The 17203-nt window shown below is 66.9% G+C and carries 14 protein-coding genes; 5 read left to right on the forward strand and 9 right to left on the reverse strand.

The genetic code is table 11. The features are described 5' to 3' along the window. Window positions 1–54: 54 nt before the first annotated feature. Window positions 55–2127: a beta-galactosidase gene (locus ACFTSF_RS11665; RefSeq protein WP_380153779.1), complete on the reverse strand. Its 2073-nt coding sequence runs from the start codon at window positions 2125–2127 to the stop codon at window positions 55–57. Between the two features lie 27 nt (window positions 2128–2154). Further along, window positions 2155–3189: a LacI family DNA-binding transcriptional regulator gene (locus ACFTSF_RS11670; protein WP_380153780.1), complete on the reverse strand. Its 1035-nt coding sequence runs from the start codon at window positions 3187–3189 to the stop codon at window positions 2155–2157. Between the two features lie 173 nt (window positions 3190–3362). Between ACFTSF_RS11670 and ACFTSF_RS11675 the strand changes: the two genes are divergently transcribed. Genes ACFTSF_RS11675 through ACFTSF_RS11690 form a run of 4 tightly spaced genes read left to right on the forward strand, consistent with a single transcriptional unit; the run spans window position 3363 to window position 8253 of the window. Further along, window positions 3363–4721, forward strand: coding sequence for an ABC transporter substrate-binding protein (locus tag ACFTSF_RS11675; protein ID WP_380153781.1), 1359 nt, complete (start codon window positions 3363–3365; stop codon window positions 4719–4721). After that, window positions 4711–5589, forward strand: a complete 879-nt coding sequence (locus ACFTSF_RS11680) for a carbohydrate ABC transporter permease (RefSeq protein WP_380153782.1) — start codon at window positions 4711–4713, stop codon at window positions 5587–5589. The genes ACFTSF_RS11675 and ACFTSF_RS11680 overlap by 11 nt, the downstream gene beginning before the upstream one ends. Further along, on the forward strand, window positions 5586–6434 hold the full coding sequence (locus ACFTSF_RS11685; RefSeq protein ID WP_380153783.1) for a carbohydrate ABC transporter permease: 849 nt from the start codon (window positions 5586–5588) through the stop codon (window positions 6432–6434). Before ACFTSF_RS11680 ends, ACFTSF_RS11685 begins: the two co-directional genes overlap by 4 nt. Window positions 6435–6450: 16 nt before the next feature. Then, on the forward strand, window positions 6451–8253 hold the full coding sequence (locus ACFTSF_RS11690) for an RICIN domain-containing protein (RefSeq protein ID WP_380153784.1): 1803 nt from the start codon (window positions 6451–6453) through the stop codon (window positions 8251–8253). 12 nt (window positions 8254–8265) lie between these two features. On the opposite strand, the gene ACFTSF_RS11695 is transcribed toward ACFTSF_RS11690, so the two are convergent. The 7 genes from ACFTSF_RS11695 to ACFTSF_RS11725 form a co-directional block, all read right to left on the reverse strand. Beyond that, window positions 8266–9729: a cytochrome bc complex cytochrome b subunit gene (locus ACFTSF_RS11695; RefSeq protein ID WP_380153785.1), complete on the reverse strand. Its 1464-nt coding sequence runs from the start codon at window positions 9727–9729 to the stop codon at window positions 8266–8268. A 616-nt stretch (window positions 9730–10345) separates the two neighbouring features. Further along, a complete protein-coding gene (locus tag ACFTSF_RS11700; protein WP_380153786.1) occupies window positions 10346–11554 on the reverse strand; it encodes a glycoside hydrolase family 32 protein in 1209 nt (402 codons plus the stop codon). 14 nt (window positions 11555–11568) lie between these two features. Beyond that, entirely contained in the window at window positions 11569–12606 is a 1038-nt protein-coding gene (locus ACFTSF_RS11705; protein ID WP_380153787.1) for a LacI family DNA-binding transcriptional regulator, read from the reverse strand. A 20-nt stretch (window positions 12607–12626) separates the two neighbouring features. Next, window positions 12627–13748 (reverse strand): glycoside hydrolase family 172 protein, encoded by a 1122-nt coding sequence (locus ACFTSF_RS11710; RefSeq protein ID WP_380153788.1) that lies wholly within the window; start codon window positions 13746–13748, stop codon window positions 12627–12629. Window positions 13749–13773: 25 nt separating this feature from the next. After that, on the reverse strand, window positions 13774–14613 hold the full coding sequence (locus ACFTSF_RS11715; protein ID WP_380153789.1) for a carbohydrate ABC transporter permease: 840 nt from the start codon (window positions 14611–14613) through the stop codon (window positions 13774–13776). Further along, window positions 14610–15500 carry a sugar ABC transporter permease gene (locus ACFTSF_RS11720; protein ID WP_344163560.1) on the reverse strand — a complete coding sequence of 297 codons (891 nt, stop codon included), beginning with the start codon at window positions 15498–15500 and terminating at the stop codon, window positions 14610–14612. The genes ACFTSF_RS11715 and ACFTSF_RS11720 overlap by 4 nt, the downstream gene beginning before the upstream one ends. A gap of 10 nt (window positions 15501–15510) precedes the next feature. Next, entirely contained in the window at window positions 15511–16803 is a 1293-nt protein-coding gene (locus ACFTSF_RS11725; protein ID WP_380153790.1) for an ABC transporter substrate-binding protein, read from the reverse strand. 217 nt (window positions 16804–17020) lie between these two features. Here ACFTSF_RS11725 and ACFTSF_RS11730 point away from each other — a divergent pair, with 217 nt between their 5' ends. Continuing rightward, the gene (locus ACFTSF_RS11730) at window positions 17021–17191 is read left to right on the forward strand and encodes a hypothetical protein (protein WP_380153791.1); all 171 of its coding nucleotides are present in this window, start codon (window positions 17021–17023) and stop codon (window positions 17189–17191) included. The last annotated feature ends 12 nt before the right edge of the window (window positions 17192–17203 follow it).

The raw sequence follows: 17203 nt of genomic DNA on the forward strand, positions 1-17203 counted from the left end.
CATCGTCACACGCCCGCACCGGCAGAGCCGCACCATTATTGCGGCAGCCGCTGATCAGTCGGAGACGACCCGGACATCCCAGGGCCCGAGGGTGATCGGGGCGCCGGGGTTGATCGGCGCCTTGCCGAGTACGTCGACGAGGGCGGCCGGGGCGGTGAGCTCCTGCGGCTCCCACGACCAGTTGTGGATGATGTGCACTCGTCGGCCCTCACGGTCGAGGGCGGTCCGCACGGTCACCGAGTCGGGCAGTGCGCCCCACTGACCGGCGGCGGGCCGGACGAACTCGAAGAGAGCACGAGCCAGTTCGCCGTCCGGAATGGTGCCGACATAGGTGATGCGGCCGTCGCCATGGACCTTGGTTGTCGCAGCCGGCCACTTCGAGTAGTGCGGGTGCGCGTAGGTGGCGAGGACCTCACCGTCGCTGACGACCAGCCCGTCGATCCATTGCGTGGCGGCTCCCTGGAGAGCCGCACCGACGACCGGTACGTCGTGTTCCAGGTTGCTGAACTCGTCGTACCAGACACCTGCGCGATCGGCGAGCAAGGCGGGGGCGATGTCGGTCCGGGCGCGTCCTTCGGTATCGGCGTACGCCGTGCGCGGGCCGAGGACGAGATGGCCGCCGGCCGCCGCGTACTCCCCCAGCCACTCAAGCAGTTGGTCGTCGGTCAGGTAGATGCCGACGGCAACCAGCACCGGATGCTCCCGGGCGAAGTCGGCGGGCGTCTGCGGGGGAAGTTGGGAGACGTGCACGATCCGCGCCTGGAGGCGGGCGTCGAAGGCTCCCTTGTAGAAAGCGTCGAAGATCTCGTGCCACGCCCGCTCGTGGCCCTCGCCGTCCGGTCCGGCCAGTGGCGGGTACTTCTCCATCAGCCACTTGCTGGGTGTCGAGTAGAGGAATGCGACGTCTGCCTGGGGTGTCAGCCCGACCACCCGGTCACCGGCGGCGGCGAACTCAGCACCCAACTGCGCGATCTCGCGGTAGGCCCGGCCGGGACGCTGGTTGTGCGGAAGCACACCGCCCCAGTAGGTCTCTGCACCGAAGTGCAACGTGTGCCAGTGCCAGTACTCGACCATCTCGGCTCCGCGCGCGACCAGCGCCCAAGCGGCCTGACGCCATTGGCCGTCGTACGCCGGCTTGTTGTTCCAGGGGAATCCGATCGACGAGGCGTTGGTCTCCGTGACGAGGAACGGTGCCTGCTTGGACGCGTACATCCGATCGGCCGTGAGGTTGAGCGCCCACACCCCGCGGGTCCGCCACATCTGGCGAGCGCGATCGGCCTCCGGCAGCAACAGTCCGTCCTGCATGTCGTAGTACGCGTTGCCGGAGGTGACGTCGAGCGCCCGGGAGACCTGCTCGTCGTCGATCGCCGGTCGCTCGTAGGCGATACAGGTCGTCACGAACTGGTCGGCGGACGCGTACTCGCGGACGATGCCGGCCTGCCACGCGATGAACTCGGTCGTCAGCGCACCCTGGAACTCACGCCAGGCCACGTCGTACTGCGGCTGGGCGTTGTTGTCCGGTGTCCACAGATCCGACCAGTCGGACAACCGGTGCGACCAGTAGACGAGACCCCAGGCCTCGTTGAGCGCCTCGACTGTGCCGTACCGGTGGCGGAGGTGGTCCACGAACCGCTGGAAGACGTTGTAGTTGTGGAACAGGTGCAGACCAGGCTCGTTGTCGACCTGGAAGCCGATGACGGCCGGATGATCGGCGTACCGGCCGATGACAGCACGGATGATGCGTTCGGCGTGGAAGCGGAACGCCGCGTGGGTGTAGTCCACCTCCTGCCGCGCGCCCCAGCCCATCCGGTGGCCGGTCCGGTCCTCGCCGGTGATCTCGGGATAGGTGCGCGCCAGCCACGGCGGTACGGCGTACGTCGGGGTGCCCAGCACGACCGAGATCCCGCGCTCGTGGGCGCCGTCGAGCACCGGCTGGAGCCAGTCGAGCTCGAACCGCCCGTCCTCCGGCTCCCACGTCGACCAGACGGACTCGCCGACCCGGATCACCGAGAAGCCGGCCTCGGCCATCAGGTCGAGATCCTCCTTCAGCCGCTCCTGCGGCTGGTACTCGGTGTAGTACGCCGCCCCGAACAGGACGCGTCCGGGCATGCGGTATCCGTCACCCATGACAGGGCTCCTCACGAAAGTAGGGGGTCAGCGCTGCTGCGGCGCGGCGGTGGATTCGCGAACGATCAGCGGTGGGTCGACCTCGTGCAAGGTGGTCTCGGTGGATCCCGGGTCGGCGATCTCCGCGACGAGCAGACCGATCCCTTCGGTCGCCACGGTGTCGAAGTCCTGGGCGACAGTCGTCAGCGACGGGCGGAGGTACCGGGCCGCGGGAATGTCGTCGGTGCCGACGATGCTCACGTCGTCCGGAACGCGCAGGCCGGCCTCGCCGAAGGCGCGCAGTACGCCGATGGCCATGTCGTCGTTGGCCACGAAGACGGCGGTCATCGCAGCGTCCCGCGCCAGCCGGAGTCCGGCCTCGTAACCGCTCTCGCAGGACCAGTCGCCGACCTCGGGCTCGGATCCCGGCAGACCGGCTTCGGCCAGCGCCGTTCGCCACCCCTCCGTGCGATCGCGCGACGCCCACCAGTGCGAGGGACCGGTGACATGGCGGATCTCGCGGTGCCCGAGATCGATCAGGTGCCGGGTCGCGATGTAGCCGCGGCGGTCGGCCTTCTCCGCCGAACGGACGCGCCGGCCGGCGACCAGGCCGGGGAACCGGCCGAGCGTCAGGACGGGGATGTCGACGCTGATCGTGACCGGTCCCTCGTCGACCGCTTCGGACAGCACGATCCCGTCCACACCCTGCTCGATCAGGCTGTCGATCACCTCGGCGATACCGTGCTCGTCGTCCTCGCTCGTGTGGGCGATCGACACCGAGTAGCCGAGCCGCCGGGCCGATCGCTCGATCGCGACCATCATGGTCATCGGGCCGTACAGGCGCGTTCCCAGCGAGACGACCCCCAGCCGGTTGGTGCGGCCCGAGGTCAGACTGCGCGCGGCGGCATTGGGCCGGTACCCGAGCTGACTCGCGGCGCGCAGCACCCGCTGGCGGAGCTCCTCGCGCACGTAGGGCTCGTTGTTCATCACCCGGGAGACCGTCTTCTGCGACACCCCCGCGAGGCGTGCGACGTCGGTGCTCGCCGGCCGCGCGGGCAGGTCTCGGGCGCGATTGCTCGGCACCTGGCCACCACCGTCCTTTCGATCCGACTGACACGTGACTACGCAGTCAACCATCCTCCGGTACTCCGCGCAAGATCGGGTCCGAGGTCTTGACGGGAGACGGAAAGCGAGATCACACTCGCCGCTGACTACGCAGTCAGAAGTCGGGTCAGCCACGAAGGAGCGTGCACGCTATGTCCAGCCAGAAGACCGGTCTCAGCCGGCGAGGGTTCCTCGCCGCTGCCGCTGTCACCGCCGGGACGGTGTTCACCGGCTGCTCGAGCAACAGCGGCAGCACCGCGCCGCCCAAGCCGGTCTCGTCCGGCGACCTGGAGGCCGCGCTGAAGAAGCCGGCCGAGATCACGTTCTGGAGCTGGGTGCCGAACATCGAGCAGCAGGTGGCGCTGTTCCGGGCGAAGTACCCGAACATCAAGGTCAACCTGGTCAACGCCGGCCAGGGGCTGGACGAGTACACGAAGCTGCGCACCGCGCTCAAAGCAGGCAAGGGCGCACCGGACGTCGTACAGATCGAGTACTCGTACCTGCCGACCTTCACCATCACCGACGACCTGCTCGACCTCGGCGCGTACGGCGCGAACGACATCAAGGACGACTATGTCGAGTGGACCTGGAAGCAGGTGTCGGTCGGCGACAAGGTCTACGCGATCCCGCAGGACACCGGCCCGCTCGGCATGCTCTACCGCAAGGACGTCTTCGACAAGTACGGGCTGACCGTCCCGAAGACCTGGGCGGAGTTCGCGACCCAGGGGCAGAAGCTGCACGCGGCCAACCCCGCGATCTCGATGACGAACTTCGCCAACAACGACGCCGGCCAGACCTTCGGCTACGCCTGGCAGGCGGGAGCGCGGCCGTTCAAGGTCGACGGGCCCAAGATCAGCATCTCGGTGAACTCGCCGGAGATGAAGAAGCTCGCGGACTTCTGGTCGCCGCTGGTCGCCTCCGGCGTGGTGTCGACCGACGCCGACTTCAACAACGACTGGTACGCCGGCCTCACCAACGGCTCGTACGCCACCTGGATCACCGCGGCCTGGGCGCCGATCTTCCTGACCGGCTCGGCGGCCAAGAGCGCCGGCAAGTGGCGGGTGGCCCCGATGCCGCAGTGGAGCGAGGGTGCGTCGGTGTCCGGCAACTGGGGCGGCTCGACCTCGGCGGTGACCAAGCAGACGAAGTACCCCGAGGCGGCCGCGGCGTTCGCGATGTTCCTCAATCACGACCCGGAGTCGTCGCTGGCGATGGCGACCAAGCAGTCCCTGTACCCGCCGCTCAAGGCCACGCTGGAGAACCCGAAGTTCCGCGACCAGGCACTGCCGTTCTTCGGCGGCCAGAAGGTGAACGACGTCTTCGCCGGCATCTCCGAGACGGTCGCGACCGACTTCCAGTGGAGCCCGTTCAACGACTACGTCACCTCGACGAACAACCAGATCCTCGGCGGCGCGCTGACCAAGAAGACCGACCTGTCCGCCGCGTTGGACAGCTGGCAGGACAATCTCGCCGGGTACGCCAAGAAGCAGGGGTTCACCGTTGAAAGCTGATCATCGCCACGGACGGTCCGGCTACCTGTTCGTCACGCCGTTCATGCTGGTGTTCGCCGCCATGTTCGTCGCGCCGCTGGCCTACGCGGCGTACCTGAGCCTGTTCCGGACCCAGCTCATCGGCGGCACCGTCTTCGTTGGCCTCGGCAACTATGTCGACGCGCTCAAGGACCAGCATCTGTCCGCCGGTCTGTTCCGGATCATCAAGTTCTTCTTCCTGCAGGTTCCCCTGATGATCGTCCTGGCCACGGTGTTCGCCCTGATCATCGACTCCGGCCGGGTCTGGGCCCCGAAGCTCTACCGGCTGGCGTTCTTCGTCCCGTACGCCGTTCCCGCGGTCGTGGCCTCGCTGATGTGGGGCTACCTGTACGGCCCGAAGTTCGGGGCGCTGACGAACCTGGCTGCCGACGTCGGCCTGCCGAACCCGGCCTTCCTGTCACCGGAACACCTGCTGGCCTCGGTCTCGAACATCGTGACCTGGGAGTTCACCGGCTACAACATGATCATCCTGTACGCCGCCCTGCGATCGATCCCGACCGAGCTGTACGAGGCCGCGCAGATCGACGGCGCCGGCCCGGTGCGGATCGCCCTGACCATCAAGCTGCCACTGCTGAAACCGGCCCTCGCCGTGATCCTGCTGTTCTCGATCATCGGCTCGTTCCAGCTCTTCAACGAGCCGCGGGTGCTCTCCCCCACGGCGGGCGCGGCGATCACCCCGGACTGGACGCCGAACCTCTACGCCTACACGCTCGCGTTCACCGACCAGCAGATCAACTACTCGGCGGCGGTGTCGTTCCTGCTCGGGTTCGTCATCCTTGTCGCCACGTACGTCGTGTTCGGGCTCGGACGGCTCCGGAGGAAGCCATGACGAGGAGAAGCTCGGCGCTCGCGAACGTGGTCATGATCGCGTTCCTGATGTACTTCCTGATTCCCCTCGGCTGGCTCGTCATCTCCTCGACCAAGACCAACGGTGAGCTCTTCGGGTCGTTCGGGTTCTGGTTCTCCGGCAAGTTCAACCTGTGGGACAACCTGCGCGGCGTCTTCACCTACTCCGACGGCGTCTTCCTGCACTGGATGGCGAACTCGGCCTGGTACTCGCTGGTGAGCGCCCTCGGCGCGGCCGTCTTCGCGACCGCGGCGGGCTACGGTTTCGCGAAGTACGAGTTCCCCGGCAAGTCGCTGATGTTCGGCACGATCCTCGGCGCGATCGCGGTTCCGACCACGGCACTGGCGATTCCGACGTACCTGCTGTTCAGCAAGATCGGGGTCGTCGACACGCCCTGGGCGGTGATCCTGCCGTCGCTGGTGAACCCGCTCGGCATCTACCTGATGCGTGCATACGTCGCCGACTCGGTCCCGGACTCGATCATCGAGGCCGGGCGGATGGACGGCGCGCGGGAGGGCTCGATCTTCCTGCGGCTGGCCCTGCCGATGACCGTGCCGGGATTCATCACGGTCTTCCTGTTCTCACTGGTGTCCACCTGGAACAACTACTTCCTGCCGCTGGTGATGCTGAACAACCCGAAGCTGTACCCGGTGACCGTCGGCCTCGCACAGGTCAACGCGACGGCCAACAACGCCGGTGGCGGATCGCAAGGTCTGTTCACCGTGGTGGTCACCGGCGCGCTGGTGTCGATCATCCCGCTCGTGATCGCGTTCCTGCTCCTGCAGCGGTTCTGGCAGTCGGGACTGTCGAGCGGTGCCGTCAAATAACAGACAGGAGAGCGGTGTGCGTAGGAGAAGACTGTCGATTCTGCTGATCACCCTGCTCGGGCTGGTGGGACTGCCGCTGGTGACGGCGACTGCCTACAGCCCGACAATGGGCACGATCTACCAACTGCCGAGCACGCAGCCCTGCCTCAAAGGCCGTGGGAACTGCGCCATCTATCCCAAGGCCGCCCAGCTGCCCAGTGGGCGCCTGGTCGCCGCCTTCGAGAAGTCCACCGTCGTACCGGCCAGCGGTGCGGCCACCGGCCAGACGCTGCCGATCTACAAGAGCGACGACGCCGGAACAACCTGGCAGTACCTCAGCGAGGTCGCACCCCCGGCGAACTCGAAGTACGTCAGCAACTGGACCAACCCGTATCTCTACACGCTTCCCCAGGCAGTCGGGAGCCTGTCCGCCGGCACCCTGGTGCTGGCCTCCGTGGTGTCGGGAGAGGACGCCTACTACACGGAGCACAAAGCGGCTGACCCGAACTGGACACCCAACAACGACGGCGATCGCAAGGACCTCGCCATCGCCTTGTTCAAGAGTACGAACCAGGGTGCGAGCTGGAGCTTCGTCAACATCATCACCACCGGCGGGTGGCAGGGCGGCAGCGCCGGTGCGACCGGAACCAACATCGCCGCAGCCAACACCTTCCGTCAGGTCGATCCCGTGTGGGAGCCGTACCTGATGGTCTACAACGGGCAACTCGTCGCCTACTACTCCGACGAGAACGACTACACGAGCTTCAACCCCACGACGGGTGCGCTCACGCTCGACCCCGCCAACGCCACGGCCACCGACTGCCACTGTCAGGTCATCGCGCATCGCACCTGGAACGGCATCAGCGCTGCCTGGAGCTCCGCCGTCGTCGATGTCGCCGGTACGACGGTGCCGATGGGCGGCGGCAAGAACGGGCTCGGCGGCGGCCGGCCGGGGATGCCCAACGTCGTCCGGACCACCGACGGCCAATGGATGCTCACCTACGAATACTGGGGTGGTGGCGCCAATGTCCGGTTCAAGCTCGCCTCGGATCCGCTGAAGTTCTTCGCCGACGGCGACCCCGTCGGCCAGGAGATCAGCCGCGCCGACGGCCAGCAGGGACCGTTGCCGTTCGCCCCCGGTTCGCGCGGCTTGTCCTGGGGCGGAAGCCCCGTGCTGATCCGCACACCGGACGGACGACTGCTCTACAACGCCGCCGGCAGCGGAGATGTCTGGATCAACCCCACCGGCAACAGCAACGGCGTGTGGACGCAGTACCGGACCACGATGCCGTCCGGCTACAGCCGGAACCTCACCTACGTCCAGAGCACCGGACGGATCGCGATCCTCGGCAACACCGGTACGTCGAAGATCGTGTACGCCGATGTCGACTTCGGCCGTTCCACCGGCACGTACTCCAAGGTGTCGAACCGCAAGACCGGCCAAGTCATCGGCACCGGCAACCACACCAATGACGCCGACATCGGCAACGGCAACACACCCGACGTCCGGCTCGAGACCTCGGGAACCGCGGCCAACGCCGACACGCAGTACTGGCACCTGGTCACCAAAGCGGACGGCGCCGCGACCCTGCTCAACAAGTCAGGTGGTCGCGCGGCGGCCATCTGGACCGGCAATGCGACGGTCGGTCAGGGAATCGGCCAGTGGGTCGACGACATCACAGCCGGCCTGTGGAAACTGGTCGCGACGACGAACGGCTACTACAAGTTCCAGTCCGCGGCCAACCCGGCCGTCTACCTCACCGGCTCGGCGGCCGGCGCACCGCTGACGCTGCAGAACGCGACCACGGACGGATCACAAGAATGGAAACTCGTTCCGTGAAGGTCGACCCGACTACCTGGGGTGCGAGGGGGCGTCGAAAAGCGTTGCTAGGCGGAAGCGGAGGCGCCGTACCAGGGAGATTCTGAAGCCTGTTGGAGGTTCCGGTACGGCGTGGGTGTGGCCGGCGAGGGCCCAGCGGCGGTAGGGGGTGAGGGTGCGATGGTCCTCGACGTAGCCGCCGTTGGGTAGGCGAACGACTCGGCCGGTCTCCACTCCGTGTTCGGCGAGGTCCAGGTCGGCTCGCTCCAGGCCGATGCAGATGCGGCGGGTGATCACCAGCGCGATCGGCGGGCCGATGATGAGCAGCACCTGGAAGAGGTGGATGAGCATGTTGAACGAGCGGTGGAAGGTGAGCGCGAGGGTGTCGGCGCCGGCGGCTGCCCAGAGGACGCCGTAGAAGACGATGCCGGCCACGCCGATGCCGGTGCGGGTCGGGTTGTTGCGGGGGCGTTCGAGGAGGTTCTGGTCCTTGCGATCGCCGAGGATCCAGTCCTCGATGAACGGGTACGCCGCGAGCACGATGAAGAACAGGGTGCAGAGGGCAACCGGGAGCAGGATGGCGAGGGTGAGGGTCCTCCCCCACAGCTCGACCTCCCACCCCGGGGCGAGCCGCAGCGCGCCGTCCAGGAATGCGAGGTACCAAGCCGGGCCGATGCCGGCCGAGGCGTCCGCGGGGTCGGCCGGTCCGTACATCCAGATCGGGTTGATGGTTGCCGTGGCACCCATCAGCAGCGAGATGCCGGCCACGAACGCGAACAGACCGGCGCCCTTCACGGCGGCGACGACAGCCGGGCGGCCGACGATGTTGTCGTTGGTCCGGCCGGGGCCCTCGAACTGCGCGGGCCGGTGCTTGAGTGCGAGGACCGCGAGGGCAATGAAGAGCCCGACCATGACGGCGGGGAGCACGTACACGTGCAGTGGGTAGAAGAGCGCGAGTACGTCGCCGGGGAACTGGCCGCCGAACATCAATGAGGAGATCTCCGCGCCGATGAACGGGATCGACTTCACCACGCCGTCGAGGACCGCGAGACTCGATCCCGACAGCATGTCGTCCGGGAGCGACGTACCGGTGAGGGCTGCGCCCAGCATCACCAGGAACAGCGTGAACACGACAACCCAGCTCGTACGCCGCGGCCGGCGGAATCCACCGGTGAAGAACAGGCGCAAGAGGTGCAGCATGATCGCGGCCACCATCAGCAGCGACGCCCAGTGGTGAACCTGCCGCACCAGCAACCCCGCGCGCATCTCGAAGCTGATCGCCAGCGTTGAGTCCAGCGCCCGCGACATGGTCACCCCACGCAGTGGCGCGTACGGACCGTCGTACACGACCGGATCGAGTGACGGCTCGTACGGCACCATCAGCACCAAGCCGCTGATCGTCACCATCACGAAGCTGTAGAACGCGATCTGCCCGAACAACAACGACCAGTGATCGGGGAAAACCCTCCCCCGCAACCCGTCCAACCAGCGGCGCATCAGCCGACCTCCCGCCACAGAGCCCTCAGCTGCAATCCGCAGCTACCCACATGACCCCGCGGCCCGCCGCTTTGTGACGTCCTATGAGTCAACTCACAGGCGGTGATCAGGTCTGGCTAGGTAGCAGGTCCGGGTCGCCTTGCGATGCTCCAGGGCCAAGCTGGCTGGCGAACGGCCCGGCGGGACCTGGACGGTCGAGTGGGAGGTGTGACGCGGTCAAGGCGCGGCAAGGTCAGCAGCGCGTCGGCCGCTTCGTCGTCCGGGTTGCTCCTGATGTACCGCTGCGGATTCGCGTCAACAACGCGGATGCGCGGTCCACGACCCCCGTCCGGCGCGCGGACGTAGGCGATACCGGCACTGTGCTCGATCCAGCGGATGACGTCGTCGATCGAGCTGTCTTCCAACCCACCGTGAGGAGCCGCCCACTGTACGCGACTGATACCACGCAGCTCGTCCCGTTCCTGCGACATCGCGATCGCAGTAACCGTCACCGCGGGATAACTGGCAAGGCTCATCGAACGGAACGCGCCTCCTGGTATACCAACCCTCGCATGGTGACACCCCCGCCCACCGCCCCGAAACCCCCGGACCACCTAGTGGGACGGGTGTCCGGCTGTCAGTCGTGTTCCAGGGATGAGAGGTGGTGCAGGTCTCCGTCGGCGGTTATGGACAGTACGTCGGTTGTTGGGGTGATCGCGGCTGCCATCAGGCCGGAACCGGTCGCGACCTCGAGGATTGGGCCGTCGAGGATGACGCGCACCGGGCCGGCGTCGTACGGCATCGTCCAGGACTCTTCGTCTACTCGGAGGGTCAGGTCGGTTGGGGTCGTGCTGATGGTGGCTACGGGGTGGGGGCCGGAAGAGATGGTGAGGTTGGTGCCGGTCCAGGTGAGGTCGGCGGCTGGGCCTTGGAGTTGGGTGTTGGTTGAGTGGTATGCCGTTAGGCCGGGGTGCGGGGTTGCGACTAGGCGGTCGGCGTCGAGGTGAAGGACGTAGGGGATGCTGTGGGCACCCGTCCAGCCTGCCTCCGGGTCGGCGATGTTTCGCAGCCAGAACGTCAGGCAGGGGCGGCCGGTGGCGTCTTGGAAGTACGTCGGGGCGTAGTGGCTGTCGCCGAAGGTCAGGCGGCCCCAGGTTTCGGGGTGGAACTTGCCGGCGCGGTGGTCGCCGATCGCGTAGGCGACGTAGTGCAGTACGTCGTCGTCCCAGACCGAGGTGATCATCACGTGCCGGCCGTCGAGCTCGAGGAGTTGTGGGCACTCCCACATGGCGCCGGTCCACACGGGGTCTCGGTCCTGACGGGAGCGCTGCAAGGCGATGCCGTCGTACGTCCAGTGGTCGAGGTCGTCGGATACGTACGAGAGGGCTGCGGCGCTGTCGTCCTTGAGGGCGGCGCCGACCCACATCCGCCACTGGCTGCCGTCGCGGAAGACGAACGGATCGCGGTACGCCGAGACGTCGGCCGGCGTCTCGGCCACCACCTCGCCCTTCTGCCAGTTGATCCATTCCGCGTCGAGCGGAGTCGCGACCCGGACTCGTCCGCGGCCGAGGTCCGGCTGCTCGACGGACGTGTAGAAGATCCTGTCGCTCACCAGACAGCCGGTCCAGATCCCGTCGTCGCCGTCGCCCGGCGCGATCGCGATCGGCTGGGCCTCAAATAGGAACAGGTCCGAGGACAAAGCATGTCCCCAGTGGCAATTGGGCGCCCACTCCAAACTGTCCGGGACGTGTTGGTAGAACAGGTGGTACTGGCCGTCGCGGTAGGTGATGCCGTGCGGATCGTTGATCCAGCCGCTCGGCGCGGTGAAGTGAAATCGCGGACGCATCTCAACCCTCACTGTCATTGGTTGTTCTGGGCAACTGACTCGCGGACGACCACCGGACACGGAAGCAAGGTCGGGTGCGTCGACCGGTACCACGACGTGCTGCTGCTCTGAATGAGCCGGGTCAACGTGGCCACCGCCCAGGCACCCATCTCGTAGTGCGGCAGCGCGACAGTGGTGAGCGCCGGGTGGACACTGGCCGCGATCGGCGCCTGGTCGTCGAAGCCGACGATCGACACATCATCGGGAATCCGCAGCCCGAGCTCCTGGGCCGCGCGGTACGCACCCATCGCCATCCGGTCGTTGTAACAGAAGATCGCCGTCGGCCGATCGTCTCGGTCGAGCAGCTCGAGGCTGGTCGAGTATCCACCACCCGCCTCCGAAACCCCCGCAGTGATCAGCCGATCGTCCCGCGGAATCCCCGCCTGCTCGAGACCGCGCAGGTACCCGACCAGCCGACCCTGCGTGGCCGGAACCTCGATACTCGAGTCCGCGAACGCGATCCGCCGATGCCCCGCATCGACCAGCAGGGCAACGAGATCCGCCGCCCCGCTGGCCTCGTCCGGCAACACAGCCGGTACGACGCCCTGCCGGTCCAGGGCTCCTATCAACACCGCCGGTACCGCGCGCAACTCCCGCGGTACCGACACCTCGTGATGGAACACGGTGGCGTAGATGATGCCGTCGACCTGCCGCTCGATCAGCGCCCGGGCGTCGGCGCGGCGGGCGTCCGCGCCGGCGTCGAGATGCGAGTTGATGATCGCGAGGGTGAGGTTGTGCCGGCTCGCTTCCTCCTGCGCGCCGAGGATGATCCGGCCGGCGTGCGGGGTGGTCGCGATCTCCTCGGTGAGCAGCCCGATCATGTCCGACGCACGCGTCCGCAGTCCGCGGGCCAACCGGTTCGGGGTGTACCCCAGGTCCCGGGCAACCGACCGCACCCGGTCCCGGGTCGCCTCACTCGTCCGCGTGTGCGGAGTCTCGTTCAGCACATGCGACACCGTCGTGACGGACACACCCGCGGCGCGGGCGACGTCCCGGATTCCAACCTTCGGCACAACCCCATCCTCGTCCGGCATTACTCGTCCCAAAGGCCGTGCTCCGGCCATCGTCGCGGTAGCCGCTCGTCGACCGGTGGCAGCTCGGCGTGCGGCGCGTGCTCACCCAACTGGTACCAGTAGGCGACGCTCGAGTAGTCGTTCCCCTGATCGTTGGCGTGTCCGTGCTCGATCGACACCCGCAGGCTCTTCTGGAACCGGACCGGGTCCTCGATGTGCCAGCGGAACATGCTCCACAGTCCGAAATGCTCCTGCGGGCTCGCACCGAGCGTGATGCCGTGGTACGGACCGGCATACTCGCCACTCGGGAATCCCCACGCCGCACCGAAGTAGTCCTCCGTACCGGTCCCGTGCAACGACGGCGGCCACACCTCCCCGTCGATGAAGAACATGTCGTCGCCCTCCCCCGGCCAGGTGAACACCTGGTTGGAGGCGTCGAAGTTGTCGATGCTGAGCACGCAGCCAACGTAATGCCCCGTGCCGGTCGCATCGAGGATCACGTAGTTCTCGTCCCCGGTCAGGTTCGTCCCCGGCAGGTCCCATGGCGCCGGATTCTCGAGATTGCTCGCATGCTGTACGGCGGTCGCCGGCTTCTCCTGGCGGTAGTACGCGTGGAACCGCGCGACGTCGTCCGGGATCGGCTCCTCGCTGAGCTCGTAGTCGACGTAGTAGAAGAGGTTCTCGATCGGCTGGTCGCTCTCGTTGCGGATCTGGATCTTCGCGTGGCTGCCGAACGGCATCGGGAAGTAGCTGTTCATCGCGGCCGCGAACGGCCCCTTCGGACCCCGCCGCGGACCGAACACGGCGTTCAGCGGAAGTGAGATGTAGTGCTTCGCGACCGCGTGCCCGACGCCGAAGAAGTCGCCGAGCGGCGCGCGGACGCTCGGGTTCTCCTCCCCGTCCCAGAACATCTCGATGACGAGCTTCCGCAGGTACTTCTCCGAGTAACACCGGGTGGTCAGCCAGATGTGCTCGATGCGACCCGCGCCGGCGATGTCGGCGATCACGAACGTCTCCCCCGCGGGCACCACGGCGAAGTCCCGGTTGCCGCCGGTGCGGTCCCAGCTCGACTCGCGGCGCGACCGGCCGGACTTCACGTGGGCCAGGCCGCCGAGCGGGCTGTTCGGTTGCCAGAATTCCATATCGTCTCCGATGGTTGTGTGGTTGTCAGCCCTTGACGGCGCCGAGGGTCAGCCCCGCGACGATGTGCCGCTGGAGCGCGAGAGTGAGCAGGATGACGGGGACCGAGTAGACCGCCGAGAGCGCGGTCATCCCGCCCCAGTCGAGGCCGAACTGGGTCTGGAAGTTGGCGATCACGATCGGCGTGGTCTGCGCCCGCACCGAGGTGAGCAGCAGCGCGAACAGGAACTCGTTCCAGGACGCGAGGAAGGCGAAGATGGCGGTGACCGCCAACCCGCCGGACACGACCGGCAGTACGACGTGTCGCAGCGCCTGGATCCGATCGCTGCCGTCGACCTTCGCGGCCTCTTCCAGCTCGACCGGGACCGCCTCGAAGAAGCTCGACATCAGCCAGATCGACAGCGGCAGCGAGATCGTCGTGTGGGCGATCGCCAAACCGATCGTGGTGTCCGAGATGCCGAGTCGCCGCATCGTCTCGACCAGCGGCGCCCCGACCGCGATCGTCGGCACCATCCGCGTGACCAGCGCGGCGACCACGAACACGCGGCCGCTCGGCGTCCGGTAGCGGGTGATCGCGTACGCCGCCGGAACCCCGAGGGCGAGGGAGAACGCCGTACTGAGCACTGCGGTTGCGACGCTGTTGATCAGCGCCGGTACGACGCCCTCCTTGCTGAGCGCCGCGACGTAGTTGTCGAGCGTCCACTGCGACGGCAGCACGTGAGGCGGTACGGCGATCGCGTCGAGCGGTGTCTTGAACGACGTCAGCAGCAGGTAGACGAACGGGAATCCGTACAGCACCAGTGCTGCGAACAGTGCGACCCACAGGATGACGCGCGTCGTACGGCGACGAGTCTCGAGACCGTTCATGCCTGATCACCGCCCGGCCGCCAGATGGCGAAGATCGCGACTGCGGCGACCACGAGCATGCCGATCAGATAGACCGTGCCCATGGCGCTGGCCAGGCCGGGATCGCCGTTGCGCGTCATCGTGCGATAGATCAGCAGGCTCAAGGTCGTCGTACTGTCCTGTGGCCCGCCGTTGGTCTGGATCAGGATGATGTCGAACGCGCGCGCCGCATCGATACCGCGGACGATCAGCGCCACCGCGATCACCGGTCGCAGCAGCGGCAGGATGATCCGGAACAACAGTGTCGGGAACCGTACGCCGTCGATCCGGGCAGCCTCGATGACGTCACCAGGCACGTTCTGCAGTCCCGCGAAGAGTACGAGCGTGATGAACGAAGTCGTCAGCCAGATGTCCGGCAGCGCCACCGAGAACAACGCGATATCGGGATTGCTCAGCCAGGCGATCTGGTCTGTGCTGTTCAGCAACCCGACGCGGCGCAGCAGCTCGTTGAGGATGCCGAAGTTGTCGATGAGCAGGAATCGCCACAGCAGGCCGGCCACCACCGGGGCGACCATGAGCGGGTACATGAACACTGTCCGGAACACCGCCGACCGGCTACCGAGCGCCGCGAACACCAGCGCCACGGCCAGCCCGAAGGCGAACTCGAGCGCGACCACGATGAGCGTGTAAACGATCGTCCGCAGCGCCGCTCCTTGGAACGCGGTCGAAGCGAACGCGGTAGCGAAGTTCTCAAAGCCCACGAACGTTCGCGGGCCGCCGGCGATCGGCGAGATCTCGTAGAACGCATTCGAGACGAATCTGAGCAGTGGCCAGGCCACGAAGGCGGTCAGGAACAGGGCGGCCGGAGCGATCAGGAGGAGAGCGAACCGGCGGTCGGTGAGGCGCACAGACGTGTCCTTACTTGACGATCGCTTCGATCTGAGTCTTCGCCTGTTTCAGTAGGGCCGCGTTGTCCGCACCCTTGGCGACCGCCTTCTGCAGCATCGGCGTCAGCACCGAGGTGACGATCTCCTGCCACTTCGGGGTGGCCGGCCGCGCGGCCGTGGCGGGCGACTTCAGAGTCGCGAGGATGGCCGGGTAGTTCTCGTGACCAGCGACACCGGCCTGCGATTCGAACGCCGAGATCCGAGAGACCAAGCCCAGCGACGTCTTGATCGACAGGTCGTTGTGCGCATAGGCGAAAGCAACGAACTTCTTCGCCTCGGCTTGCTTACTGGTTGCCTTGGGCACCGACAAGTACCAGGCACCCGGTACGCCGGCGATGCCGCCCGGTCCCGCGATCATCGGCGCGACGCCGATCTTGCCCTTGACGGCTGCGTTGGCCGGGGTCTGGGTGTAGGCGTGTCCCCAGAAGCGCATCATCGCGAGCTTGCCCTGGTAGAAGAGGTTCTGCGAGCCGGCCCAGTCGAGCTGCGCGGCGCCGGGCGGTGCCGAGGGCAACAGACTCGTGTAGAAGTTCAACGCAGCAAGGTGATCCGCGTCGTCGATGGTGACCCTTCCGCTCGCCGGATCGAGAACCATCGTCTTCTCACCGGCCTGCGCAACCGTGGCCAGCCACTCCGTCTCGACCGCACCCTTCACATCGGTGCCGTAGATGTCGGTCTGGCCGTCGCCGTTCGTGTCACGCGTGAAGAACTCGGCCACGTCCTTGTACTGCTTCCACGTGGTCGGCGGCACCAGCGGGTACCCGTACTTCGCCTGGAACGCCGCCTTCTCCTTCGCGTCGCCGAACAGGTCGGTCCGGTAGTAGAGGATCTCGGAATTCGTCCAGACCGGCATCCCGACGTACGAACCGCCGACCTGCGCCTCGGTCACCAGGCCCGGGAACAGGTCACGCTTCACGTCGTCGGTGAACAGGTCGTCGAGGGGCGAGACACCACCCGAGAAGGCGCTCAGCCAGATGGCGTCGAGCGCTGCGACATCGAACGACGTCTTCCCCGAGCCGAGTTCGGTCTGGATGCGGTCGTAGAGACCGTCGTACGGCAGCTCGACCAGCTCGACCGTCGTACCGGTCTCCTTCTGGTAGAGGTCGGCGACCGGCTGGAGCTCGGCCTTGCCGCCACCCTCCACCAGGACGGTGAGCTTGCCGGCGGCTCCTTCCGAGCTGCCGCCGGCCCCGCATCCGGCGACCGCCAGGATCACACTCGTCGCCACGGCGATGCCGGCTATCGCGGTCCTGCGAAGCTTCATGCTCCGACTCCTTCCAGGCAGTGATTAAACGTTTTGGCAAAACGTCTTGGCGGCAAGTGTTCGTCCGCCGGGGCCGCTCGGTCAACGCCAAAATTCCGCCAAACAGTTGCCAAACTTTTTGGCAGCTCCGACGACCTTGCCGCCGCCTGGCCGCGGTCCTACCTTCGGATCAATTCAGCTCTGCCAAAACCTTTTGGCATCTCGCGAAGGAGCCGCCATGACCTCCTCCACCCCTGCCGACCCACGCCTGTCGCGCCGAGTCTTCCTCGCCGCCGCGGCCGCCGCGACCGTCGCAAGCCAGCTGCCGAGTACGGCGCGCGCTGGGGCTGTCGCCGCAGCTGCGGCGCCGGCACCGCGACCGCACCGCACGCTCCTCGGCGTGCTCTGACCTCACCTGACG

Origin of the sequence: Kribbella sp. NPDC056951 (assembly GCF_042674205.1) — a bacterium.
In the GTDB taxonomy this organism is placed as follows: Bacteria; Actinomycetota; Actinomycetes; order Propionibacteriales; family Kribbellaceae; genus Kribbella; species Kribbella yunnanensis.

What these genes read in the sequence shown, in the direction of transcription:
- ACFTSF_RS11710 (WP_380153788.1), bottom strand. Translation starts at nt 13,748, where the DNA reads ATGGAATTCTGGCAACCGAACAGCCCGCTCGGCGGCCTGGCCCACGTG.
- ACFTSF_RS11695 (WP_380153785.1), bottom strand. Translation starts at nt 9,729, where the DNA reads ATGCGCCGCTGGTTGGACGGGTTGCGGGGGAGGGTTTTCCCCGATCAC.
- ACFTSF_RS11730 (WP_380153791.1), top strand. Translation starts at nt 17,021, where the DNA reads ATGACCTCCTCCACCCCTGCCGACCCACGCCTGTCGCGCCGAGTCTTC.
- ACFTSF_RS11685 (WP_380153783.1), top strand. Translation starts at nt 5,586, where the DNA reads ATGACGAGGAGAAGCTCGGCGCTCGCGAACGTGGTCATGATCGCGTTC.
- ACFTSF_RS11715 (WP_380153789.1), bottom strand. Translation starts at nt 14,613, where the DNA reads ATGAACGGTCTCGAGACTCGTCGCCGTACGACGCGCGTCATCCTGTGG.
- ACFTSF_RS11675 (WP_380153781.1), top strand. Translation starts at nt 3,363, where the DNA reads ATGTCCAGCCAGAAGACCGGTCTCAGCCGGCGAGGGTTCCTCGCCGCT.
- ACFTSF_RS11725 (WP_380153790.1), bottom strand. Translation starts at nt 16,803, where the DNA reads ATGAAGCTTCGCAGGACCGCGATAGCCGGCATCGCCGTGGCGACGAGT.
- ACFTSF_RS11665 (WP_380153779.1), bottom strand. Translation starts at nt 2,127, where the DNA reads ATGGGTGACGGATACCGCATGCCCGGACGCGTCCTGTTCGGGGCGGCG.
- ACFTSF_RS11700 (WP_380153786.1), bottom strand. Translation starts at nt 11,554, where the DNA reads ATGCGTCCGCGATTTCACTTCACCGCGCCGAGCGGCTGGATCAACGAT.